A 24,434-nucleotide genomic window follows, 5' to 3' on the forward strand; every position below is an offset into this window, starting at 1 on the left:
ATGAAAAAAAGATATGATATCAAAGATTGTATGAGCCTTGCAGCTATGCTATTTGTTGTTCTGATAGGAAGAGCGCAGGATTTAGATGCTTATATAAAGATAGCTTTAGAGAATCATCCTCAATTACAGGCAAAGCAATTAACCTATGAAAGTAGTCTGGAAGCTGTAACCGAAGTCGGGAGTATTCCGAATACGACCATTGGAGGAGGATATTTTGTACAGGAAGCAGAAACCAGGGTAGGTCCCCAAAGAGCCAAATTATCAGCCTCCCAGATGTTTCCCTGGTTCGGGACTCTCAAAGCTAAAAAGCAGGCATCAGGAGCACTGGCAGAAAGTGATCGTTTCGAACTGGAAAGTACCATGAGAGATATCACCCTGAAAGTAAAACAAGCCTATTATAAGCTGTACGAGAAAAAGGCCTTTATAGAGATAATCGAAGAGAACATGAATATTTTAAAGACCTATGAAGAATTAGCACTCAATGAGCTTGAAAACAATCGGACGACCATGGTAGATGTATTAAAGATTCGAATTCAGATGAATGAGCTCGAAAATCAAAAAGAGGTAGTCAATGAAGAGTTGGTTTCAGATCTAAAAGGTTTTAACTTACTGCTGAATAGAAGTATTTTAGAAGAGGTGAAGATCGTGGATACCTTAAAGGTAGGCCGGGATGTATTTAGTGAAGAAAATCTTATTGAGAATCCTAAGCTGCTAAAAATAGAGGCGATGAAGGAAGCTGCGGCACAATCTGAACTGGCGGTTATTAAAGAAAATGGCCCCTCCATTGGTATAGGATTGGATTATGTGTTTGTTGATGAACGCGACATGGTGATGGCTGATAACGGAAAGGATATCGTAATGCCCATGGTAAATGTATCCATCCCATTGTTTTCAAAGAAATTTACATCTAAAAGGAAACAATTGCAGCTACAACAAGAAGCGCTGGCAAATACTAGAGTGGATGCTGAAAATGAATTGAAAACGCTGTTTGTAGATAACCACGCTGCATTAAATAATGCAAAACGTACCATCAGTACGCAAGCAGAAAATGTGCACCAGGCAAAACAAGCCGAACAGGTTATTTTGTCAACCTACCAAACCGGAACCATAGATTTTGATCAGGTATTGGAAGTGCAGCAACTTATTTTAAAATATCAATTATCAACCATACAGGCTCTTACTGCACATCACAATAGTAAGGCAGTCTTAGAGTCATTGACGAAATAAAATATTCAGAACAATGAAAAAATATATTGTATTTATAGGAATCTTTATAGCAGGATTGGCACTTGGTTATATCTTTTTTGGTAATCAGTCAGCCACTGTGGAAGGCGGACATGATCACGCCGGTGAACAAGCAGATCAGATGTGGACCTGTTCGATGCACCCCCAAATAATGCAACCCGAGGCGGGTGCCTGTCCGATCTGTGGCATGGACCTGATCCCTGCCGATGCATCGGCAGACGGGTTGGGAGCGAATCAGTTTAAAATGACAAGCAATGCCATGGCACTTGCTAATATTCAAACCATTGTTGCAGGTCAGGCTATGGAAGGTGAAAGCGTTCGTATATCAGGGAAAATTAAAGAGAGCGAAAAAGGAAAAGCTACCCAAACTGCACACTACGGTGGACGGATTGAAAAAATGTATGTGAACGCCATCGGAGAACAAGTTTATAAAGGGCAATTAATAGCTTTGATCTATTCGCCGGAATTGGTAACTGCCCAACAAGAATTGTTTACATCAGCCAAGCTTAAAACATCTCAACCAAAATTGTATTCAGCCGTTAAAAACAAACTTAAGTACTGGAAGTTCAGCGAAGATCAGATTGAGAGTCTTTTATATTCCGGGAAAATTATTGAAAACATTGAGGTCTATGCAGATGAAAGTGGGGTGATTACTGAAAGAATTGTACAAGAAGGAGATCATGTTATCGAAGGACAAGGAATTTATAAACTCACTGACCTAAGTACAATTTGGGCAGAGTTTGATATTTATGAAAGTCAAATAGCTTCCTTTAGTGAAGGACAGGAAATCATGGTAAGAACCCATGCATTCCCCGATAAAGAGTTCAATGCTAAGATTGAGTTTATTTCTCCCATTATGAATCAGGATACCAGAACGGTTACCGTTAGAGTGGTTCTTAATAATAAAGAAAGGATTTTAAAGCCGGGAATGTTTGTCGAAGGATTTGTGAAATCAAGGCAGAAGAAAGCAGAAGAGGCCTTTATTGACATCCCTAAATCCGCTGTTTTATGGACAGGGAAACGATCGATTGTTTATGTAAAAACAGATAAAGACCAGGCTGTTTTTGAAATGCGAGAGGTAACCATCGGTAGTGCTGCTGGTGAACGGTATGTTATTGCCAAAGGACTGAATATGGGAGACGAAGTGGTAGTGAACGGAACTTTTACTGTCGATGCAGCAGCACAGCTTCAGGGAAAGAAATCAATGATGAACCACGAAGACAGTATGACCATGGATATGACTCTGACTTCCGGTTTTCAAGAAAACTTCATGCCTGTAATGGAAGGATACCTGAAATTGAAAGATGTATTGGTAACATCAAATGCCGGTCAGGCACAGAATGAAGCAAAAAATGCACTTGGTGCGATGTCCGGGATCAAAACAACCGGCCTGGGTAAAATGGAACAGCAACATGTGGATACCATCCGTAAAATGCTGGAAACCATATCAGGCAGTGATGATCTCGAAAACCAACGAAGCCATTTTAAGATCCTTTCTGAAAACATAATCGCTATGGTTGCGAACTTTCAGAAACTCCGGGAAACCCTATACGTTCAGTATTGCCCGATGGCCGATAGTAATAAAGGAGCATACTGGTTAAGTAAGGAGGCTGAAATTTTAAACCCTTATTATGGCGAAGCCATGCTAAGTTGTGGGGAAGTAACTAAAACAATTCAATAATAATTAATTTAAATTCAGAACTATGAAACGTATAATTATGAGTGTGGCAGTAGTAGCCGCAATCGCTTTTACAGCATGTAAAAGTGAGAAAAAAGCAGACAATGCTACAGCAGGAACGGAGCAGGCACAGAGTGATGCCGGAGAAATGGCTATGGCAGATGCTTCTTTCGGTGTAAGAGGGAACTGTGGGATGTGTAAAAAAACGATCGAAACAGCAGCACTTGGTGTGGAAGGAGTAGAAAAAGCCAGCTGGGATAAGGATAAAAAGAAGATAGCCGTGAGTTTCGATGACTCTAAAACAGATATCAATGCCATCCATAACGCAATTGCGGCTTCTGGATACGATACTGAAAAAGTAAGCGGGAGTGAAGAAGCCTACAAGGAATTACCCGGGTGCTGCCAGTATGACCATACCATGGAAATGAATCAGTCTGGCGAAGTAAAAGCAGACGATCACAATTAACACTCCATACATTGAAATACTTGTAAAAAGGTTGTCTTTTAAGGCAACCTTTTTAGTTTAATAAAACTGCAATTCAAGCAATGGAACTGGAATAATACTTCACCGGGTAAGATCCATAACCAAGACCTGATTAAATCATTTTCAGGAACAATATTCATTAGGGAACCAAGAGAAATACTAATAAGCATCCCTCAGAGAAAATTCGTGGTAAATTCTCATGTTTAGTTGAGTTATCCCTATGTTATTCCCATTATATCCCCATATTATCCTTATAATAGAGTATACTATCTACCTTCATTTAACAGGTTTCAATATCTTTTACCTTTCACTTAGGGATAGTTTAGGAAGATGTGATTTGGATGAAATAAAAGGCTTAATAGAAGTACATGGGCTGTAAGTAGAAATATGTCGGCAATTTAATGTTGCGCAGTTGATTCTTTGCCTGAAGCTACCGGGGTGTAATAAAAGTTAAATGGATGAGGTGAGACAATGGATAGTAATAGATAAAGAAGAGGGCGTCTAAAAAGTATTTCAACCCCTCCATAATTTGCGTATTTGAGAATAGTTCTCCGATACCTACCCGAATAAAAAAGAGGGTGTCTTGACTTTTTAGACACCCTCTTTATGGCTATGCAGCTTTTTTAAGCTTTAAAAGGTCATACATAGGACAACGTTTACAACGCTTGTCTTCACCCTTTTTAAATTTTTTACAGCATTTAGACTTACAGCCTTTATTTGATTTGGCTTCAATCTTTTTAAGCTTCTTATTTTCTTTTTTCTTCTCCTTCTTGTCTTTCTTCTTGCCCAACTTCATTCTTGTTTTGCTGGGCACAAATATAACTGTTTATATTAAATCTAAATAAAATTTAACATTTTGAGTTTGTTAAAATTTATTGTGGAGATATTGATGCTGAACTCGTTACAGAAAGTTGTTGAATGTCCCGGTCAAAGAGATACAAACCGCTCTTGTCATCACCGATGATGTTTATCTTATCAAGGATGGTTCGTGCTACAGCCTCTTCTTCAATTTGCTCTGCAACGTACCATTGAAGGAAATTATGTGTAGTATAATCTTTTTCCTGGAGTGTTTCATGAACCAGCTCATTAATGCTATTGGTTACAAAAACCTCATGGTCATACAATTCTTTAAACATTTCCTGAAAAGAGTTAAAGGTTATATTGGGAGCGTTTAGTTCCGATATTTTGGCATGGCCTCCGCGTTCGTTCACAAATTTGATCAGCTTTAACATATGCATGCGTTCTTCGTCAGATTGCTTGTACATGAATTGTGCTACCCCTTCCAAGCCTTTTACTTCGGCCCAACATGCCATAGCAAGATATATTTGAGCTGATTCTGCTTCTCTTCTTATCTGTAGATTTAATAAAGATTCAATTTTATCTGACAACATAGTATTATGATTTTTTTGTGTTCCACGTAAAGTTAAACAATAAAAGGAAGATTTCTAAACGGTACTATCTATTTAGAAGCAGATTAAAAATGAACAATAACCCCAACGGTACCAGGCCCGAAACTCAGGCTCCAATCTGTCTTTTTTTGCTTTGAGTTATATTTTTCGTCGTATTTGGAATCGAGGTATTTATCAATGGCTTCAACAGTAAAGATGCTTATAGCGACACTCAAACCCACGTCGCTGAGCCAGTGAGCGCCGTCCCATAATCTTGAGGCACCGGGTATGATACCTAAAGTATAGATTCCGGCTTTTACCCAGGGGCTTTTAAATTGTTTGGCAATTGCGTATGCGTTTGTAAATGCTAAAATTGTATGCCCGGATGGAAATGAATGATAATCCGCATCGCCTGTAAAAGGATAAAAAGTGTTTTTTGGATCTCCGGATCGGGGGCGAGCCCTCCCAAAAGTGTATTTGCTTACTTGTTGTAGTAAGCCTGCCGCTGAGGCAGACGAAATAAGCAGAACCCCGGTACGTCTTAACTTTTCATTTTTGGTAAACAAGCCGGTAAGATAAACGACTCCTGTGATCATATAGTTGTTTTGCGGACTTCCGTAATACCAACCATAGTCCTGAATGAACTGAGGGATATTTTCTTTTTGATCTTCAAAGAATGTTTTGGCATCTCCATCAATAGTGTACAGAAGAGCAGTCCCCGTAGCCACCCCGCCAAAAGTCAGCCAGTTGTTCTTGTCCCAGTGAAATGGCCGGCTATAAGCATAGCCCATCCCTCCGAATACATTGCCCATATCGTATTTAAAATGCTGCCATGTAGTTTTTTCATCCTTATCTGCTTCCTGGGAAAAACTATTAACAGAGCTTAACAGGCATGTTATCAGAAAGAAAATAATAGGACTTTCTTTAAAAGTAAATTTCCTGTGCCAGTCTATATGTGTTTGCATGTGCTTCTACAATTGATTTAATATCGGGAGAATAACCACCACCCATGCTGCATTGCACAGGGATTGATAAATTATGTAATAAAGATAATACATAATCATCACGTTTTTTACATCCCTCTATGGTTAGTCCGAGTTTTCCTAACTTATCCGTCTTTAAGATATCTACACCACATAAATAAAATATAAAATCCGGTTTTTCTTTGTCGATTAATTTAGGGAGGACATTATCTAAAATAGTAAGATATTCTTTATCGTTCATGTCGTCGTGCAGTTCGATATCCAAATCACTTTTTTCCTTTTTAAAAGGATAATTGTTTTTGCCGTGCATCGAAAAAGTGAAAACAGAATCATCTTTCTGAAAGATCTCTGCCGTACCGTTTCCCTGGTGGACGTCAAGGTCAATCATTAAGATCTTTTTAGCCAGTTGGTTGTGTTGGAGATATCGGGCACCGATGGCCTGGTCGTTTAGCAAACAGAAAGCTTCTCCATGAGAAGTATAGGCATGATGGGTGCCACCCGCAATATTCATGGCTATTCCGTATGTAAGGGCATATTCGCAACCTTTGATGGTCCCGTCTGCAATGATAACCTCCCGATCTACCAGTTCTTTTGAAAGAGGAAAGCCGGTTTTCCTGATTTCCCTTGGCTTTAGCGTTAAGTCTTTTAAATGCTTAAAATAAACATCATCATGCACGCTCAGGACGTGTTTATCATCAGGAAAATCAGGAGTGAAAAAGTTCTCTTGATTGCATGTGCCTTCATGTGTGAGTTGCTGAGGGAGCAATTCGTATTTTATCATCGGAAAACGATGCCCATCAGGCAATGGGTGTTTATAAATTGGATGATACGCTATTTTGAGCATAGCTACCCTTGTTTTAATTTATAGTTGCCCCGTTTGGAGTGTTTTCTTCATCCGGATTCATAAATACTAATTTACCTTCTGTATCTTCAGTCATCAGGATCATACCTTCACTTTCAACGCCTCTGAGTTTTCTTGGAGCAAGATTAGCTAATACGGTAACTTTCTTACCTATAATGTCTTCAGGTTTAAAATGCTCCGCAATCCCTGAAACAATTGTCCTGATGTCAAGTCCCGTATCCACCTTAAGAACCAATAACTTTTTAGCTTTAGGCATTTTTTCAGCCTCGACGATTGTTCCGACTCTCATATCAAGTTTTGAGAAGTCTTCGTAAGAAATAGTATCTTTTAAAGGTTCTAATTCTTTATTTGCCTGCTCATTAGCTTTCTTGGTGGCTTCGAGCTTTTCCAATTGTTTTTCTATTTCAGCATCCTCAATTTTAGAAAAAAGTAATTCACTTTTGTTAATTTTATGATTTGCTTCTATAAGGACATCTTTTGAATGAACATCATTCCAGTTTAAACTGTTTTCTTGGTTTAATATTTTTTTCAGTTTTGAAGCTGTAAACGGTAAGAAAGGTTCACTCAAAACAGCCAGGGCCGAAGCTATTTGAAGCGCAACATACATAATAGTTTTTACCCGTTCTTCGTCTGTTTTTATAAGCTTCCACGGTTCGGCATCAGCCAGGTATTTATTACCCAGCCTGGCAACATTCATCAGTTCTTGCGAAGCCTCCCTGAATCGATAACGGTTTAACGATGCTTCTATAGTTCCAGGGAATGCTTTTAACTCTTCAAGGGCTTTGCGATCTTCTTCTGTAAGATCTCCAGGTTGAGGAATTATACCCTCGTAATACTTATTAGTAAGAACAACGACACGATTAATGAAATTTCCGAATATAGCAACTAATTCGTTGTTGTTTCGCGATTGAAAATCTTTCCATGTAAAGTCGTTGTCTTTTGTTTCAGGAGCATTCGCGGTTAATACATAGCGTAATACATCTTGTTTTTCCGGAAACTCTTCCAAATACTCATGCAGCCAGACCGCCCAGTTTTTTGATGTAGATAATTTGTTGCCTTCTAAGTTTAAAAACTCGTTGGCAGGGACATTTTCCGGAAGAATAAAATCACCATGTGCCTTTAACATACTTGGGAAGATGATGCAGTGGAATACGATGTTGTCCTTTCCGATGAAATGAACAAGTTGTGTTTCTTTATCTTTCCAATATGGTTCCCAGTCTTTACCTTCCCTGTCTGCCCATTCCTTGGTTGAAGAAATATATCCGATAGGCGCATCAAACCAAACATATAAAACTTTACCTTCGGCTCCTTTTACGGGTACAGGGATCCCCCAGTCCAGATCACGCGTAACAGCACGAGGCTTTAAACCTTCATCAACCCAGCTTTTAACTTGTCCGTATACGTTAGGCTTCCAGTCTTTTTTATGGCCTTCTAAAATCCATTCTTTTAAGAATGATTCATATTTGTCCAATGGTAAAAACCAGTGTCTTGTTTCTTTAAGAATTGGTTTGGATCCTGAGATAGTTGACTTTGGATTGATTAAATCAGTGGCGTTTAAAGAACTACCGCATTTTTCACACTGATCACCATATGCTTCTTCGTTACCGCATTTAGGGCATGTTCCGGTTACAAATCTGTCAGCTAAAAATTGTTTGACCTCATCATCGTACAGTTGTTCTGTTACTTCTTCAATAAACTCACCTTCCTCGTATAGCTTTTTAAAAAAATCAGAGGCGGTTTTATGATGAATTTCAGCTGAGGTACGGGAGTAATTGTCAAAAGAAATGCCAAAATCGGCAAATGATTTTTTAATGATACCGTGATACTTATCTATAATTTCCTGCGGACTTACGCCTTCTTTTTTTGCCTTCATCGGGATGGCCACTCCGTGTTCGTCACTTCCACAAATAAAAGCGACATCGTTTCCTTTTAAACGCAGATAGCGGGAGTATATATCGGCAGGAACATAAACTCCTGCCAGATGGCCTATATGAATAGGACCGTTGGTGTATGGTAAAGCTGCTGTTATAGTATATCTTTTAGACATCATCAAAAATTTATTGAAGTTGCAAAAATAAGGATTTTACGTAGAAGAATAAACGGGATTCTTTTTCTAATCATAGAGATCGGGGTATAACAGGGAAAATAAGAAGGTAATGTACAGATACAGCCGTACTCATTTCATTGTATTTCCTCCCGGGGAGAATATTTAGTTCGTTCAGTGGTAGCACCAGCATAAATTTCTCACTGCATTTACGTATATTCGCAATGACAAAAATTATGTCGCTTTGAAACAAAATTAAAAACAATCATCTTATGTATTCTACGCTACTCACCTTACATTCTTACTGGGCATTTTTAACCTTGTTAGTGTTGTTATTTGCAAGTTTTAATGCCATTACCGGTTATTATGGTAACAGAAATTTTGCCATGGGCAAAGATTTGCGGATAAGTCTTTTTGCATTGATATTTACCCATATTCAAATCTTATTAGGGTTGATTTTGTATTTCACTTCTCCTTATTTCGCTATGTGGAGTGAAGGTGGTGTGATGGCAAATCCGATTGCAAGACTTATATTGGTTGAGCATCCGTTTACGAACATTTTAGCGGTAGCTTTAATCACCATAGGATGGTCTAAACATAAAAAGCAGGAAGCATCGAAAGCCAAGTTCGGTAAAATAGCCTTGTTTTATACCATCGGTCTTATTTTGTTACTTTCGAGAATACCATATTCCAATTGGTTAAATTAAAAAATACCGAAAGCGCCTTCAGGGCGCTTTTTTTATCAGGTAGACATATACCGGGAAATGGTCGCTGTACCCTCCGGTATAATTGCCGTTGGCATAACTTCTGAACGGGTATCCTTTATATTTGCCGGATAATGATGTTAAAAAAGCTTTGTTGAATATCCCTGCTTTCCAGAATGTGTAATGTTCCCTGTTTTTTTCTGTTAACGAGGCGCTCAGTATAATTTGATCAAACAGGTTCCATTGGTCCCGGTATGCAAGAGAGCCGTATCCTTTTTCATGCATTAACAGCATTGGGTTGTATAATTGTCCTTCGATTTCGATTTTGCCTTTAGCGTTTAAAATGGTCTTGATACTCCGGTTTGTCGGGTCATCGTTAAAATCTCCCATCGTAATAATTTTGGCAGATTGGTTTAAGTTTAAAAGCGAATCGATTATTTTCCGGTTAAGGCGTGCAGCGGCTTCTCTTTTATGGCTGCTTTTAAGTTCTCCTCCTCTTCTGGATGGCCAATGGTTTACAAGAATATGGATTTTTTCGCCGTCTAGTCTTCCGGTAACAAGAAGCTGATCCCGGGTATATTCCCTTTCATTATTTTCATTGTTTAATTTCAGATAATAATTCTGAAAACTGTCGGGGATGAAAATCTCATGCTTGTATATTAAAGCTACATCAATACCCCTGACGTCCGGAGAATCAAAATGAATAATTCCGTAATTGTATTTTTGGAGATGCCGGCTTCTGATAAGATCGTTTAAAACACCCTGATTTTCTACTTCGCATAAACCTATGATATCGGGTGGAGTTTTGGTCAGCTCCCTGCCTATCCGGGAGATTGTAAATGCTATTTTCTCTACCTTGTCGTTGTATTTGTTTTTTGTCCAACGATCTTTCCCTTCCGGAGTCCTGCTCTCATCATACTTTAAAGAATCGTCGATGGTGTCAAATAAATTTTCAACATTGTAAAACGCTATTGTTCGTATTCGGTAATTTCTTTCCTGTGCATAACTAATATAAAATATGAATAAGTAAAATACTGTCATAAAAACACGTAAAATTTTACTTAAAAAATTAATGTATTTTGTTTTTTTAAAAGGCATAATCTTACTTTAATGTAAGTAAATTAATAAATTTTATTTAAATTTAGGGTTGTTGAATGAAAATTATATGGAGCGTTATCCGTTAACATACAGGGAGTTATTGTTTGTTTTGATGATGTTTGTTGGGTTGCAGCTGAAGAGTCAAAATGTGAAAGGAAGATTGTTGGACAATAAGACGTTAGCACCTTTGGGTAACGTGATCGTAAAGGTTCAAGGGCATTCATTACAAACCAAAAGCAATGAGGATGGCAGGTTTTTTCTTAAGAGTATACGTCATGGGCAACAAGTTTTAATTTTTAAAACGAGTGATTATTCAACGGCTAAATATCCTTTAACCATAAGTAATAATTCTGATTTTGACCTGGGAGATTTGTTGTTGGAGCGGGATATGACCCGGGATTTTCAGGATAATATTATTTTTCTTTCCGGAGATGAACTTTCAGGAGAAGGATTTGACATAGAGGCTTCACCCAGGTTGCTACAAGCCAGTAAAGATGTTTATTTAAACAGGGTCTCCTTTGATTTTAGCCAGGTGTTTTTTAAAGTGCGTGGTTATGATTCGAGAGAGGGTACGGTGCTTATAAATGGGCTGCCGATGAATAGGTTTTACAATGGAAGGCCGCAATGGAATAACTGGGGCGGCCTGAATGACGTAACCAGGGATCAGGAGTTTACAATGGGATTGCTACCAGCATCATCCACCTTTGGAGGGTTGCTGGGGGCTACAAATATTATTGTCAGGCCTTCCACATTTCGAAAAGGTTTAAGACTGTCGTCCTCATTGTCGGGAAGGACGTATACGGGGAGGTTTATGGCAACATATAATTCAGGAAAACAAGAGGGTAAATTGTCATATAGCCTGTCGGCATCCAGGCGATGGGCAAAGGAGGGTTTTATGGATGGTACATTGTATGATGCTTATTCGCTTTTCGCAAGTGTCGAGTTAGGGATAGACGACCATCAAAGTGTTGTCTTGACAGGGGTGTATGCTCCGAATAATAGAGGGGGTTCAGCACCGGTTACCAGGGAGGTTTTTGATCTCCTGGGGAGGGCATATAATCCATATTGGGGCTTTCAGGACGGAAAAATAAGGAACGCCAGGACAAGAAAGATTGACGAACCTTTTTTTATGATAAATCACTTTCTGGAAACAAAAAAGATCAGGTTTAATACGGGTGTGGCTTATCAGTTCGGGAGCTATGCCAAAGGGCGCTTGGGTTACTATAATGCTCCAAACCCGGATCCGGTGTATTATCGTTATTTGCCAAGCTTTTATATAAACAGTCCCTCAGGAGCGAATTTTGAAAACGCTAATATAGCCAAGGAATACCTTTTACAATCACCACAGATTGATTGGCCGGAGCTTTATTCAGCAAATCTAAACCCGGGTAATGAAGGTAAATCGGCTTATGTTCAATACGACGACAGGATCGACATGAATAAAATTATCGTGGCCTCGAATGCAAAGATCCAAATAACAGATCATTTTAGTATTGATCTGGGAGGCACTTACCGGGGGCTGAATTCTGAAAATTATGCTGTTGTAGGTGACCTTCTGGGAGGAGATTTTATGAAGATATAGATCCGTTTACAGGTACCGGTAACGATTTGAATAGCGATCCCAAAAGGACAGAAGGTGACAGGTTTAATTATAACTACCGTATCAATGCCAGTGAGCTAAGTGCATTTATACAACCCCGTATTATGTACGATGATTTGGATGTGTTTCTGTCAGGTTCTTTTACTCAGACCGGTTATCAGAGGGACGGATTGTTTTTAAACGAACGTTTTGAAAATAACTCGTTGGGTAAAAGCGAGAAAAAGGCTTTTACAAATTTTGCAGCTAAAACGGGCTTGCTTTATAGGTTTACAGGAAGACATATGGTGATGCTTAACGGAGCATATATTAAAAAAGCTCCTGCACTTCAAAATTCATTTATCAATCCCCGGGAAAATAATGAACCGGTATCGGGGTTGACTTCAGAAACAATAACAGCGACAACGATGAGCTATTTAATGTCGCTTGAAAAATTGAAAGCGCGGCTTACCGGTTACTATACTAAATTTGAAGATCTTACCGAGGTGAATTTCTTTTATTACGAAGGAGGCGTGGGGAGTGATTTTGTACAGGAGGCAGTAACAGGTATCGATAAGTTGCATTATGGAGGTGAACTGGCTTTGGAGTATCAAATCTCTCCAGGTGTTAAGCTGTCAGCAGTGGCAGGCTATGGTAATTTTTCTTTTAATGATGATGCTCATGTGACAATCAACTTCGATACTTCCGGAAGGGATGAAGAAGGAATACATCCCGATGGTTTCTTAGCCTTGGGGAAATCTGATATCAAAGGATATAAATTGGCTGCGGGACCCCAGAAGGTTTATTCTTTAGGGATCGAATATCGAGATCCTGAATATTGGTGGGTGCGTTTGACCGGTAATTTTTTGGGAGCTAATTATATCGATATATCAACAATTACAAGAACAGACAGTTTTTACCTGGATCCCGGGACAGGTGAGTCATTTCCGGGGGCTACTGATGAGGCAGTAGCACGATTATTGAAACAGGAGAAACTTGATGATGTGTATTTGTTAAACCTGGTAGGTGGAAAATCGTGGCTATATAAAGGTAAATATATCAGTTTGTTTGCCAGTATCAATAATGTGTTTGACGGACTGTTTCGTACAGGTGGTTTTGAGCAGAGCCGGAACGGAAATTTTGGCCAGATGGCTCAGGATAATTTAAGGGGAACACCGTCTTTCGGACCTAAATACTGGTATGGGTACGGAAGAACCTATTTTATCAATTTGTCAATCAGCCTATAAATGATGATCAGATGAGAAAAATAATGACCCCGGTATTTTTTATTTTAATAAGCGTGCTTTCATGTGTTAAAACAGGGGGGTATGACCAGGTAAGTAGTTGTGTCAGGGAAGAAAATATAGAGCCTAATGCAGACTTTGCAGATGTAAAAGCATTATATTCAGGGGAGATAGTCCAGATTCATCAAGAGTTGATCGTAGAAGGTTATGTGAATTCAAGTGATAAGGCAGGAAATATTTATGGAGCATTATACATCCAGGATAACCTTGTAAATCCGACTGAAGGAATTGAAATAGATATCGATGTCAGGGACTATCATTTATGGTATCCGGCAGGGCAGAAAGTAATTGTTAAGTTAAAAGGTCTTTATCTTGATGAGGTAAGCGGGGTTTTTAAGGTAGGAGGCATTTTTAAAAGTTCCTTCGGTTCTGTTTCCGTTGGCAGGTTGCCCAAACCTGCGGTTTCAGAACATTTGTTCGTTTCGTGTAATGACCCTGGTGTTATTCAGCCTACGATAACGAGCATTCCCGAATTGAATGATCGTATGATAAATACACTGATCGTAATAAATGATCTGGAAATTGCAGAAGAGGTTCAGGATTCTATGTATGCCAGGCCTCTTGAAACGACTGAACGACTTTTAATCGATTGCGAAGGAAAGGCCGTTTCTATGAGGAATAGTGGCTATTCAGATTTTCAATCGGAAATTTTACCTAAAGGAGGGGGGAGTGTTACTGCTGTTTTAAGTAAGTATCAGAATAAATATCAGTTATACATAAGAGATTTAGATGATATGGATTTTAACGGTGATAAGCTTGATTGTGGTTATGTTACCGAAAGTGATCAGATTATTATATCAGAAATCGCTGATCCTGAAAATAACAGCCCGGCTGTTAATGCCAGGTTTATTGAGCTAACCAACATAGGGGAGGTAGATGTGAACTTGTCTGGCTGGGAATTACGAAGGTATACGAATGCCAATTCGGATTATTCGTCTTCTGTAGATTTGACAGGGATTATCATTCAGCCGGAAACTTCAGTTGTAATTGCCGCAGATGCCGGTGATTTCTTGTCTGTTTATGGTTTTAGTCCTGATATTGAAGGTGGAAGCAGTAGTGCGGGAGCTTCAAACGGTGATGATAATATGGTGTTAGTAGATGCTTTGGGTGCAAGGGTAGATGTCTTTGGAGTTCCGGGAGAGGATGGTACAGGGACAACCCATGATTTTGAAGATGGAAAAGCTTTGAGGAATTTAAATGTTATAAAATCCAATGTTGTATACGATCCGTCTGAATGGACAATAATAAGTCCTCAAACAGCACCTGCAGATTTTTCACCGGGACAGCGGAATTAACTTTCGGGGGTTTGCTTTTCCCTTTGGAATTGAATGACTATTTTTAATCATATAATAGATATGAGATGAGTCAGGACACCTTAAGAATAGCACTGGTGCAAACCCATTTGCTATGGGAAAACCCCAAAGGCAACAGAAGTATTTTATCAAGGAAGATAGCGCGGATTGACAGGGAAACAGACCTGATCCTGTTGCCTGAAATGTTCCCTTCCGGTTTTACGATGCATCCGGCTTCTGTAGCAGAAAGAATGGATGGAGAGACAGTCTTCTGGTTGAAGAAGCTTGCAGCTGAAAAAGGGGCAGCCATTTCAGGGAGTATTGTAGTCCGGAAAGCGGGTCTGTTTTACAACAGGCTGGTTTTTGTTCACCCGGACGGAAGCCTGGATTATTACGATAAGCGACATGCTTTTACTTTGGCAGGTGAAGACCTTGTATACCAAAAAGGAGAAGAAAAAATTATAATTGAGTATAAAGGATGGAAGTTATGTCCCCAAATTTGTTATGACTTACGTTTTCCGGTATGGGCCCGAAATACGGAGGGTTACGACCTGTTGTTTTATGTGGCAAACTGGCCGGAAGTGAGAATAGGTGCCTGGGACGTATTATTGAGGGCGAGAGCTATTGAAAACATGAGTTATGTGATCGGGGTGAACCGGGTGGGGCTTGATGGTAACGGTTACAATCATACAGGGCATTCTGCTGTTTATGATGCCCTGGGGCGACAGTTGACGTTTGGCGATAAAGAAGAAGTCCTGTATGCTACTTTAAGCAAGAGTAAAAACAATAGGCTTAGGGAAAAGTTCAGATTTTTAAATGACCGGGACCATTTTATTCTAGAATAAACTCTTGTTCCAGTTCCCAGTTAGAACGGAGGTCTATATCCCCGGGAAAATAACTGATCTTTTCGGGCTGGATTTTCTTCAGGTAACTCCCGGTGTCCCAAATACCATTTTTATTGGTGTCATGGATCACCCTGATGTAGTATTTGCCAGGGTCGATGTTCATAAATTCGAAAAGAGTTTGTTGTGTTTCGGCATATTTTTCGAATTTAACATCCCCTTTCTGGTCAGTGAGTTGAACAATAATAGGAAATTCTTTTACATTTTTCACAGTCACCCTGATGCTTCCAAGGTCTGCTAAGCTTTTAGTTGTAGCATTGTAGTTTAGGGTATCGTTTGAATTTCCGTAAAAATCTTTGATGGCACCGGGCATGGCCACAATGTTGTATTGTTCGTTAGGATCTACTTTCCAATGGATGTTTACCTGGTTAAGTTTTTTGTCTATAGAATGCTTGAACCCGATAGCTAAACTGTCCTTGTTAACAATGGTAATCAGGGTGGTGTCAATACTTTCGATCGGGGTGCTCGATTGAATCCCGAAAGGTTGGTAATACCCCAGATTTCCGCTGAGTGTGGGTTTTAAGGTCAGAGAGTCTGTTTCTGTTTTACGGGTTTTAACGGTAAAAGTGTCTATTTGCTTTTTGTTGGTAACGGTAAAAACGAGGGAGTCTTTTTCAAACGGAGTGTACCAATAATTTAAGGTGTCTTTTTCGAGGTCTTTTGTGATCCTGTAATCGAATCCTTCCGGAGTATCGGATAATAAATCGATTTTCATACTGTCGGGGTTCCCTTCATAACCAAATAAAATGCGATTTCCGGTAGCTTCTGAAGGTCTGGAAGCCTTATAATCGGGGATTTCTTTAAACAGGTTTAATTTAAAGACCGAATCTGTAGGTATGGTAATATGATCAGAAATAAAGGCTATTTTATCGGTTTTTTGATTGAAGACATAGTTGCCGGCTTCGTCTTTCATTGCGATCAAAGCGTATTTTCCTGCTTTCAGGTTGGTGAGTTTGAAAGTTGTCAAGCTGTCAAGCGTGTTTGTAATATAAGTGGGCGGTTTCTTATAGATGGTAGAGTCTGTGTATGTTGAGTCTACCTCGTAAAGCATAACAGACACAAAATTGTCTGGTTCTTTGAGCCGGGCATCTGTAATGTAGCCGTCGACCGTTAGTGAGTCGATATAATCGCCTGTAGAGAAAATATAGTTGAAATAGGAGTAAGGGTTTCCTTCATTGTTATCGGTGATACTTTGTCCGAAGTTAAATACATAAGTGGTATTTTCTCTTAGGGTATCGTTTATTTTGATCTTTATGTACTTGCTTGCGCTGCCTTGGGGTGTGATTATAGGCTGATATTTTAAAGGAGGGGAAATAATCAGTTGCTTCTGGATATCTTTTAATTTGATATATTCATCAAAAGTGATTTTTATTTCATCATCACTGAAATTGGTAGTAAAAGGTTCAGGAGTGGAGCTGACCATTACCGGAGGAGTCATGTCTTTTTCACCGCCTGTTGGAGTGCTTCTTTTTGCACAATTGATTAAACTTAAAAGAATTGCCGTACAGAAACAAATACTAAAAAACTTGTTTTTCATTTTTACCTCACTATATCAGCTGCAAATTAACAACTATTTTCACATTAACGATAAATTTAAATGGTAATTGCCATTGAGGCTATGCTGATGCTGCAATCGGCATGGTGTTGCAATTCTTTTACACAAGCTTCAATGGTAGCCCCGGTGGTAATAATGTCGTCTGCAATTAAAAGGTGTTTCCTGTTCAGGATTTCAGGATTAACGACCTTGTAGGTTGTTTCGAGATCCTGCCATCTTTTTAGCCGGTTCTTTATAGTCTGGGTTGTGGAATGATTTGTTTTTAAAAGGATGTCGTTCCGGAATTCTGCATGAATTGCTTTGGCAATTGTTTGGGCAAATCTGTTCACCTGATTGTATCCTCTTTTTTTGAGTTTTTTCGGATGGAGTGGGACCGGAATAACATAGTCAATGGTTTGGTAGTTGTGTATGGTTTTTAACTCGCTTCCCATCCAGGCTCCCAGAAATTCTCCGATTTGCTCTTGCCTTCTGTATTTCAAGTGATGGATGAGTTGCTGGACAATCCCCTTTTTATGAAATTGTAATAGTGCGCATGCATGTTGAGGCCTGATCCTTCCGTAAAAAACTTTTAACACGTCGTTGGGTGTATTCCGGATGGAATCTGATAAGGGTAAGCTGTGTCTGCATTGAGTGCAGATGGTTTGTTCGTTAGTATTTAGTATATTGCTGCAACCAAAGCAAATTTCGGGAAAGAATAAACTTTGAATATCATTTAGTATCTTTAACGCAGTAATCAATTTAGTTTGATTTGGTTGTTATCTCAAATCTAACCAATATTAATGAGTGTTCAAAATAAACAACTGGGGCAGAAGGCTATACTGATAGCTTTGTTTGTATGTATTATTGTGCTCACGGGCTTTTCGTATTACAACTATATGGAAAGTGAGGAGAAGGTGTCTTTTCTTCAGAACGAGAAATCAATGATCATTCAGGACCTGGAACAGATACAGGCCGACCTTAGCAATCTTTCAGATGAAAATGATGTAAATCACGAAGTGATCATCAATAATAAAAAGCGTATTTCATTATTGATAGATTCGATTAGAATACTGGAGGTAGATTATAATTTACTGCATAAGTACAGAAGGGAGTTGCTGATGTTGAGGAGTGAGAACAGAATTTTGCACAGAAAGCTGGACTCGGTAAGACGTGAGAATATTTTACTGACAAAGGAAATAGACAGTACAAAGCTGAGATTGGTTGAACTTACACGATATTCTAATACACTTAAGAAGTCTAATGAAAGGTTATCTGATTTTTCAGATTCCCTTATCAATGAGAACATAGAACTTTCAAGAGAATTAAATAAATCTCCGATAAAAATAGCAAACCTGAATGCGTCTGCTTATAAAGAAAGAACCAATGGCAGGATGTTGCTTACGAACAGGGTGTCTAAGACAGACAGGTTGAGAGTTTGCTTTGTGGTACTTCCGAATACATTGTTGCAGGAGGGAGAGCAGGTTTTTTATGTGCAGTTTACAGATCCTGACGGTATGATTCTCGGAGATAGCCAAGCGGTAGATTTTAACGGAAAGGAAATTATATACAGTAAAAAGATTGTTGTCCCTTTTGAAAACTCCCCTTTGAGCGTGTGTGATTTTATAGTGGTGAACAGGCTTGAAAATGCCGGCGATTATATGGTGAATGTATTTCACGAAGCTTATTTACTGGCAAGTTCTGATTTCGAGTTAAAATAGCCTTGCAATCTACATACAAAAGGCTATTTTTGTTGCATGGCAAATCAAGATGAACATTTTAAGAAGGTTATATCTCATGCAAAAGAATACGGATATGTATTCCCTTCTAGCGAAATTTACGACGGATTAAGCGCTGTATACGATTACGGACAGAATGGTGTAGAGCTTAAAAAGAATATCAGGGATTATTGGTGGAAAGCCATGGTCCAGATGAATGATAACATTGTGGGGATAGATGCTGCCATATTTATGCATCCTACCACATGGAAAGCTTCGGGCCACGTCGATGCATTCAATGATCCGCTTATCGATAATAAAGATTCAAAAAAGCGCTACAGGGCTGATGTACTGATCGAGGATTACGTTGCTAAGATAGAGGCCAAGATTGATAAAGAAGTGGCCAAAGCTGAAAAGCGTTTTGGCGATGCTTTTGATAAGGAGCAGTTTTTAGCGACTAACCCCAGGGTGCTTGGGTATAAAGAAAAAGGCGGAGAAATAATTAAAAGGATGGCATCTTCTTTGGAAAAAGAAGATTTAGCAGATGTTAAGGCCCTGATTGAGGAACTCGGTATCGCTGACCCTGAAACAGGAAGTAAGAACTGGACCGACGTAAAGCAATTTAACTTAATGTTCGGAACTAAACTGGGAGCTTCTGCCGACAGTGCGATGGATTTGTACTTAAGACCGGAAACGGCACAAGGTATTTTTGCCAATTTTACCAATGTTCAAAAAACGGGCCGAATGAAAATCCCGTTTGGAATAGCACAAACCGGAAAAGCTTTCAGGAATGAGATCGTTGCACGTCAGTTTATTTTCCGAATGAGAGAATTTGAACAAATGGAGATGCAGTTCTTTATAAAACCGGGAACGCAGAAGGAGTGGTATGAACACTGGAAAGAAGCACGTCTTAAGTGGCACCTTTCGCTGGGGCTTGGAGAGGATAACTATCGATTCCACGATCATGAAAAGCTGGCTCATTATGCTGATGCAGCAGCCGATATAGAATTTAAATTTCCTTTCGGGTTCAAAGAACTTGAGGGAATCCATTCAAGAACGGATTTTGACCTTGGAAGTCACGAGAAATTTTCAGGAAAGAAGTTGCAATATTTTGACCCGGAAGAGAATAAGAGTTATGTACCTTATGTATTGGAGACCTCCATTGGTTTAGACAGGATGTTCCTGGCTGTTTTCTCCAAAGCCCTCCAGGAAGAGACTCTGGAGAATGATACGACAAGAACGGTATTGAGAATCCCGGCTGTTTTAGCGCCGACAAAAGCTGCTGTGCTGCCATTGGTTAAAAAAGACGGCTTGCCGGAGATAGCCCGCAAGATTGTCGGTGATCTGCAATGGGACTTTATGGTGGCTTATGATGAAAAGGATGCTGTTGGCAGACGTTACAGAAGACAGGATGCTGTGGGTACACCGTTTTGTATAACGGTAGATCACCAAACCAAAGAAGACAATACGGTGACTATCCGTCATCGCGATACTATGGAGCAGAAGCGGGTTGCCATAAACGAGCTGGGGGCGATCATAAAGGAAGAGGTGGATGTCCGTAACTGGTTAAAGAAAATAGGTTTGTAACCGGAAAGGTTACTGCTGGTAAACAAAAAGCCCTTGATTGATTTCAAGGGCTTTTTTGTTTGGATACAACAGGGTTGATCTATTTTCCTTTGTTGACTTCTACGATATATTTTTCCAGAGCCATTGTCATTGACGGCGTATCAGGTGTGGGAGCCATGATGTCGATCCTTAACCCGTGTTCTTCAGCTGCTTTCTGAGTAGTGTTGCCAAAAACAGCAATGCGGGTCTGGTTTTGTTTAAAATCGGGGAAGTTCTTAAACAGCGATTCAATACCAGAAGGACTGTAGAATGCTAAAATGTCGTAATAAACATCTTTTAGATCCGACAGGTCGCTTACTACGGTTTTATATAGAATTGCCCGTTTCCAGTTTATTTTTAATTCATCAAGTGTTTCCGGAACAACAGGTTTAAGTACGTCAGATGACGGAAGAAGAAACTTCTCGTCTTTATATTTCTTAATCAATGGCGCAAGATCCGGAAAGTTTCTCTTGCCGACATAGATTTTCCTTTTTCTGTATACAACGTATTTCTGGAGGTAATACGCTACCGCTTCCGATTGACAGAAATACTTCATCGAATCCGGAACTTTGTGTCTCATTTCTTCTGCGATTCTGAAAAAATGATCAACAGCATTTCTACTCGTGAAGATAATTGCGGTAAACTGGGACAGATCGATTTTTTGTTGTCTTACATCTTTAGCATTAACTCCCTCAACATGAATAAAAGGTCTGAAATCTATTTTCACCTTTTGCTTTTCAACCAACTGGGAATAAGGTGAGTTTTCTACTTTGGGCTCAGGCTGAGAAACCAAAATTGTTTTAACTTTCATAGTTTACCTTATAGTTTTTAGATGCTTCCTGATAATACTTTTCCAAGTATTAAAAAGGGAGCTATTTCTAGCGCGCAAAGATACAAAATAAAATAAAACAAGTTAAGACGAATAATCTTTTGATGATTTTTTAATATTAAAATAAAAGAAATAACATTTAGTAATATAAATAGTGAAATTGTTGAGAATAACAAAAATCCGTTACTTAAATTGTTGTAAGTCAGTATTGTAATTAAAGGAAGGCAGAGCAGGCAGTTAAGGTTCAGGAAGCTCAGTTTCTCAAAATGATAACTTTCAACCATAGCGTTGATGTCAAAAATATTGGCGATGGTTTTTTCCAGATAGAACTTAAATAAAATGATTAATAAAATAAAAGCCGTAAGGGTAAGGATATTGGTGTTTACGGGTAATTGAAAATAGTTTATGGACAGTTTAAGCAGAAATCCGAGAGTAATCACCTGAACGAGCAACAGGAGGATATTAAACCAATGAAGGGTTGCATTCTTCTCTTTGCCGTAGAGTTTAAAATATTTTTCAGAGAAAAAGATATTTATAAACATAGGGAACCTTGCTTCATCCGTGAGCCTGGCCAGGGTCATCAGAACAAGACATCCGATAAGTAAAAAGCTTTCTGTGGTGAGATCGGTTATATGTCTTAAAACACTTTCCATTTTAGCGAACCGGGATAATGTCACCCTGAAACCCACAGGGTAAATCGTTTTCCGAAATGGCCAATCTGAAAAATTCGGCATCCGAATTTTCGGGCAGGCTGTCAGCAATAGAAACCTTGAGGTCTAGAGAAGAGTTTGCTGTTATGGCAGACATCTTGCTGTGATGCATTGTTATGTTTAGGGTGTCTAAAATCCTTTTTTTCCGATCGAGCCTGATGCCGTACATTTTTAACTGATGAAGGTCGATGTCTTCATTATAGGGGTTTTGGAGGGTGATGTTTTGGGGTTTTAAAAAAGCATCGATATTTGCTGCTGTAGTCTTAATTTTAACCTTTCTCCACGAAGAGAAGTCATTAACGAATATTCCGCTGATTTTACGTTCTTTAAAGGCTTGTCTGACCATGAAAGAGGGGGGTGTTTCTTCCGGATTGATCATGAGTGCTACTTTTTTGTGCTGGAACCTCAGTTCTGAAGTGTCCAGATCGTATTGGTTGAGCCTGAATTGAAGGTCGTTTAAAGAAAAGGCATCAACGCCGGTATAGAAGCTGTACATACTTGCATTTCTGTATGAGTTGGAAAATACAACAGGCAGGCCTTTGGATTTTTCTTTAAGTTCAGCTGTCCATTTTTTATTTCCATGTGTTTCATAGCTGAATGGAACTAAAGCGGGTTCGATCATGGCCAGCCTTAAAAAGCAGACAACGGCAAGCGATACGGAAGAGGCAATCGCCAGACCTTTTCTGAACTTTTTATGGTTTAAGGCGTACCGAAAGGTGAAAATTATCAGCGGGATGGCGATGAGCATGGGCCACTGGGCCTGGGTTCGCCTGTTAAAAGAAGAGAATAAAAAGAAAATAATAATCCCCCAGACAGCAAATTTCAGACTTCTGTCAAAGCTGTTCCTGTTTGTTGTTTTGATAATGGAATAATAGATCCAGGGAAAAGCAAAACCCATAATGCCGATCAATCCGAGCAGATATTCTGTTGTATAGGTAATTTTGTAATAACTGTCTGCCCTGTCGAAGAAGTGATATCGCAATGGTGCAAAGTCATTTGCTGACAACCACCATAAATGGGGGGCGTAAAATACCAGTGACAAACCGACTGCTTTCCAGAAGTTTACATTTAAAAGTAAGCTGATGTTAGCAAGAAAAACGAAAGCAATTAATAAGAAGGCGTGATACTTGCTGTACATCATCAACGACATGCTTAAAGCCATCATGAGGATGTTCTTCGTGTTTTTCTTGTTTAAGAAATTCTTGTAGGAGAATAAGAATAAGGTTGAAAAGAAGATCAAAGGAGTATCCGGAAGCATAAAGAAGCCATAGGCGTTCAATAAAGCGACTGAACCTGATAGTAAACAAAAAAGGAGGGTATGCTCATGTTTTTTGGGCGAATCTATCAGTTTCCAGATTAAAAAGATGGCGCCTGAAAACAAAAAAGGAGCAAAAAAGCGAACGCCTAATTCTCCGTTAAACAATAATGATCCCAATTTAACAAAAAAGGCTACGGCCGGCGGGTGGTCAAAATAACCCCAGGCCAGGTCTTTTGCAAAATACCAGTAGTATGCTTCATCAAAAATCAGCTCGGTAACATAGCTTTGTAAAAGATTGAGACCTGTCAGTGCCGATAAAAAGATCAGGATGGTCTGGTCAGACTTTTTTGTTTGTTGCATTCAAGTTTAGTTTGGGACAAAAATAGTTATTATTTGACTTTCTTCTCTGTAAGAGCCGATTAATAATGAATAACTAAACCGATCTTTATAATTATGCTATTTTTGCATCCATTAAGTGTATATAGATGAATTCAAAAAGTGTGGTCATTATTCCGACCTACAACGAAATAGAGAATATTGGAGCAATTATAAAGGCGGTATTCGACCTAAAGCAGGGGTATCATGTTCTGATCGTTGATGATAATTCGCCTGATGGTACAGCAGCCAAAGTCAGAGAGCTTCAACAACAATATAAAGACGAACTGTTTTTAGAAGTGCGTCAGGAGAAAACAGGTTTGGGCACGGCATACATACATGGTTTTAAGTGGGCTCTTAAAAATGGTTATGATTATATTTTTGAGATGGATGCCGATTTTTCGCACAATCCCAAAGACCTCCCAAGATTGTTGGATGCCTGTGTAAACAATGGGGCAGACCTGGCAATCGGATCGAGATATATAAAAGGGGTAAATGTAGTCAACTGGCCAATGGGAAGGATCATACTCAGTTATGGGGCTTCTTTTTACGTGAAACTGATTACCGGAATGCGTGTTAATGATCCTACAGCCGGTTTTGTCTGTTATAAAAGGAGTGTGATAGAACGTCTGGATCTGGATAAAATTCAGTTTGTCGGCTATGCTTTCCAGATAGAGATGAAGTTTAAAGCGCATCTGGAGAAGTTCAAATTGGTTGAAGTACCAATCGTTTTTACCGATAGGTTGCGGGGAACCTCGAAAATGAGCGGAAAGATCATCCATGAGGCCATATGGGGTGTTTTAAAAATGAAGTTTAATAGTTTATTCAGGAAAGAAAAATTTAACTAA

At 39.2% G+C, this 24,434-nt stretch carries 22 protein-coding genes; 11 read left to right on the forward strand and 11 right to left on the reverse strand.

Going from position 1 to position 24,434, the window contains the following annotated elements:
* From MQE36_RS06990 to MQE36_RS07000, 3 genes are read left to right on the forward strand one after another with little or no spacing between them, the layout of a single operon-like run.
* Window positions 1–1,227 (forward strand): TolC family protein, encoded by a 1,227-nt coding sequence (locus MQE36_RS06990; RefSeq protein ID WP_242938449.1) that lies wholly within the window; start codon window positions 1–3, stop codon window positions 1,225–1,227.
* A gap of 13 nt (window positions 1,228–1,240) precedes the next feature.
* Window positions 1,241–2,926, forward strand: a complete 1,686-nt coding sequence (locus tag MQE36_RS06995) for an efflux RND transporter periplasmic adaptor subunit (RefSeq protein WP_242938450.1) — start codon at window positions 1,241–1,243, stop codon at window positions 2,924–2,926.
* A 22-nt stretch (window positions 2,927–2,948) separates the two neighbouring features.
* Entirely contained in the window at window positions 2,949–3,389 is a 441-nt protein-coding gene (locus tag MQE36_RS07000; protein WP_242938451.1) for a heavy-metal-associated domain-containing protein, read from the forward strand.
* 628 nt (window positions 3,390–4,017) lie between these two features.
* Here the strand turns inward: MQE36_RS07000 and MQE36_RS07005 are convergent.
* The 5 genes from MQE36_RS07005 to metG all read right to left on the reverse strand — a co-directional run bounded on the left by MQE36_RS07005 (window position 4,018) and on the right by metG (window position 8,687).
* Entirely contained in the window at window positions 4,018–4,203 is a 186-nt protein-coding gene (locus tag MQE36_RS07005) for a hypothetical protein (protein ID WP_242938824.1), read from the reverse strand.
* 76 nt (window positions 4,204–4,279) lie between these two features.
* On the reverse strand, window positions 4,280–4,798 hold the full coding sequence (locus MQE36_RS07010; protein ID WP_242938452.1) for a ferritin: 519 nt from the start codon (window positions 4,796–4,798) through the stop codon (window positions 4,280–4,282).
* A gap of 83 nt (window positions 4,799–4,881) precedes the next feature.
* Window positions 4,882–5,760 (reverse strand): phosphatase PAP2 family protein, encoded by an 879-nt coding sequence (locus tag MQE36_RS07015; protein WP_242938453.1) that lies wholly within the window; start codon window positions 5,758–5,760, stop codon window positions 4,882–4,884.
* A complete protein-coding gene (locus tag MQE36_RS07020) occupies window positions 5,720–6,622 on the reverse strand; it encodes a histone deacetylase family protein (RefSeq protein WP_242938454.1) in 903 nt (300 codons plus the stop codon). Before MQE36_RS07020 ends, MQE36_RS07015 begins: the two co-directional genes overlap by 41 nt.
* Window positions 6,623–6,635: 13 nt before the next feature.
* Window positions 6,636–8,687, reverse strand: a complete 2,052-nt coding sequence (metG, locus tag MQE36_RS07025) for a methionine--tRNA ligase (RefSeq protein WP_242938825.1) — start codon at window positions 8,685–8,687, stop codon at window positions 6,636–6,638.
* Between the two features lie 269 nt (window positions 8,688–8,956).
* Here metG and MQE36_RS07030 point away from each other — a divergent pair, with 269 nt between their 5' ends.
* The gene (locus tag MQE36_RS07030) at window positions 8,957–9,391 is read left to right on the forward strand and encodes a hypothetical protein (protein WP_242938455.1); all 435 of its coding nucleotides are present in this window, start codon (window positions 8,957–8,959) and stop codon (window positions 9,389–9,391) included.
* An 18-nt stretch (window positions 9,392–9,409) separates the two neighbouring features.
* Here the strand turns inward: MQE36_RS07030 and MQE36_RS07035 are convergent, their stop codons facing one another.
* Entirely contained in the window at window positions 9,410–10,429 is a 1,020-nt protein-coding gene (locus MQE36_RS07035; protein ID WP_242938456.1) for an endonuclease/exonuclease/phosphatase family protein, read from the reverse strand.
* Between the two features lie 109 nt (window positions 10,430–10,538).
* On the opposite strand from MQE36_RS07035, the gene MQE36_RS07040 reads away from it, so the two are divergent.
* The 4 genes from MQE36_RS07040 to MQE36_RS07055 all read left to right on the forward strand — a co-directional run bounded on the left by MQE36_RS07040 (window position 10,539) and on the right by MQE36_RS07055 (window position 15,503).
* On the forward strand, window positions 10,539–12,068 hold the full coding sequence (locus tag MQE36_RS07040; protein WP_242938457.1) for a carboxypeptidase-like regulatory domain-containing protein: 1,530 nt from the start codon (window positions 10,539–10,541) through the stop codon (window positions 12,066–12,068).
* A gap of 26 nt (window positions 12,069–12,094) precedes the next feature.
* Window positions 12,095–13,309 (forward strand): TonB-dependent receptor, encoded by a 1,215-nt coding sequence (locus MQE36_RS07045; protein ID WP_242938458.1) that lies wholly within the window; start codon window positions 12,095–12,097, stop codon window positions 13,307–13,309.
* 11 nt (window positions 13,310–13,320) lie between these two features.
* A complete protein-coding gene (locus MQE36_RS07050; RefSeq protein WP_242938459.1) occupies window positions 13,321–14,661 on the forward strand; it encodes a DUF5689 domain-containing protein in 1,341 nt (446 codons plus the stop codon).
* Window positions 14,662–14,726: 65 nt separating this feature from the next.
* Window positions 14,727–15,503 (forward strand): nitrilase family protein, encoded by a 777-nt coding sequence (locus MQE36_RS07055; RefSeq protein WP_242938460.1) that lies wholly within the window; start codon window positions 14,727–14,729, stop codon window positions 15,501–15,503.
* Here the strand turns inward: MQE36_RS07055 and MQE36_RS07060 are convergent.
* Complete coding sequence (locus tag MQE36_RS07060; protein WP_242938461.1) at window positions 15,490–17,097, reverse strand: Ig-like domain-containing protein; 1,608 nt, start codon at window positions 17,095–17,097, stop codon at window positions 15,490–15,492. The genes MQE36_RS07055 and MQE36_RS07060 overlap by 14 nt on opposite strands.
* A 56-nt stretch (window positions 17,098–17,153) precedes the next feature.
* On the reverse strand, window positions 17,154–17,690 hold the full coding sequence (locus tag MQE36_RS07065; RefSeq protein WP_242938462.1) for a ComF family protein: 537 nt from the start codon (window positions 17,688–17,690) through the stop codon (window positions 17,154–17,156).
* Between the two features lie 204 nt (window positions 17,691–17,894).
* Between MQE36_RS07065 and MQE36_RS07070 the strand changes: the two genes are divergently transcribed.
* Together MQE36_RS07070 and MQE36_RS07075 are read left to right on the forward strand one after the other, a co-directional pair.
* On the forward strand, window positions 17,895–18,812 hold the full coding sequence (locus MQE36_RS07070; RefSeq protein ID WP_242938463.1) for a hypothetical protein: 918 nt from the start codon (window positions 17,895–17,897) through the stop codon (window positions 18,810–18,812).
* A gap of 36 nt (window positions 18,813–18,848) precedes the next feature.
* Complete coding sequence (locus MQE36_RS07075) at window positions 18,849–20,396, forward strand: glycine--tRNA ligase (protein ID WP_242938464.1); 1,548 nt, start codon at window positions 18,849–18,851, stop codon at window positions 20,394–20,396.
* A 79-nt stretch (window positions 20,397–20,475) separates the two neighbouring features.
* On the opposite strand, the gene MQE36_RS07080 is transcribed toward MQE36_RS07075, so the two are convergent.
* Genes MQE36_RS07080 through MQE36_RS07090 form a run of 3 tightly spaced genes read right to left on the reverse strand, consistent with a single transcriptional unit; the run spans window position 20,476 to window position 23,571 of the window.
* Entirely contained in the window at window positions 20,476–21,225 is a 750-nt protein-coding gene (locus tag MQE36_RS07080) for a uroporphyrinogen-III synthase (protein WP_242938465.1), read from the reverse strand.
* Window positions 21,226–21,242: 17 nt separating this feature from the next.
* Window positions 21,243–21,896 carry a DUF4271 domain-containing protein gene (locus MQE36_RS07085; protein WP_242938466.1) on the reverse strand — a complete coding sequence of 218 codons (654 nt, stop codon included), beginning with the start codon at window positions 21,894–21,896 and terminating at the stop codon, window positions 21,243–21,245.
* Window position 21,897: 1 nt separating this feature from the next.
* On the reverse strand, window positions 21,898–23,571 hold the full coding sequence (locus MQE36_RS07090; RefSeq protein ID WP_242938467.1) for an ArnT family glycosyltransferase: 1,674 nt from the start codon (window positions 23,569–23,571) through the stop codon (window positions 21,898–21,900).
* 125 nt (window positions 23,572–23,696) lie between these two features.
* Here MQE36_RS07090 and MQE36_RS07095 point away from each other — a divergent pair, with 125 nt between their 5' ends.
* On the forward strand, window positions 23,697–24,434 hold the full coding sequence (locus tag MQE36_RS07095) for a polyprenol monophosphomannose synthase (protein WP_242938468.1): 738 nt from the start codon (window positions 23,697–23,699) through the stop codon (window positions 24,432–24,434).

It is taken from the genome of Zhouia spongiae (genome assembly GCF_022760175.1).
Taxonomy (GTDB): Bacteria; Bacteroidota; Bacteroidia; order Flavobacteriales; family Flavobacteriaceae; genus Zhouia; species Zhouia spongiae.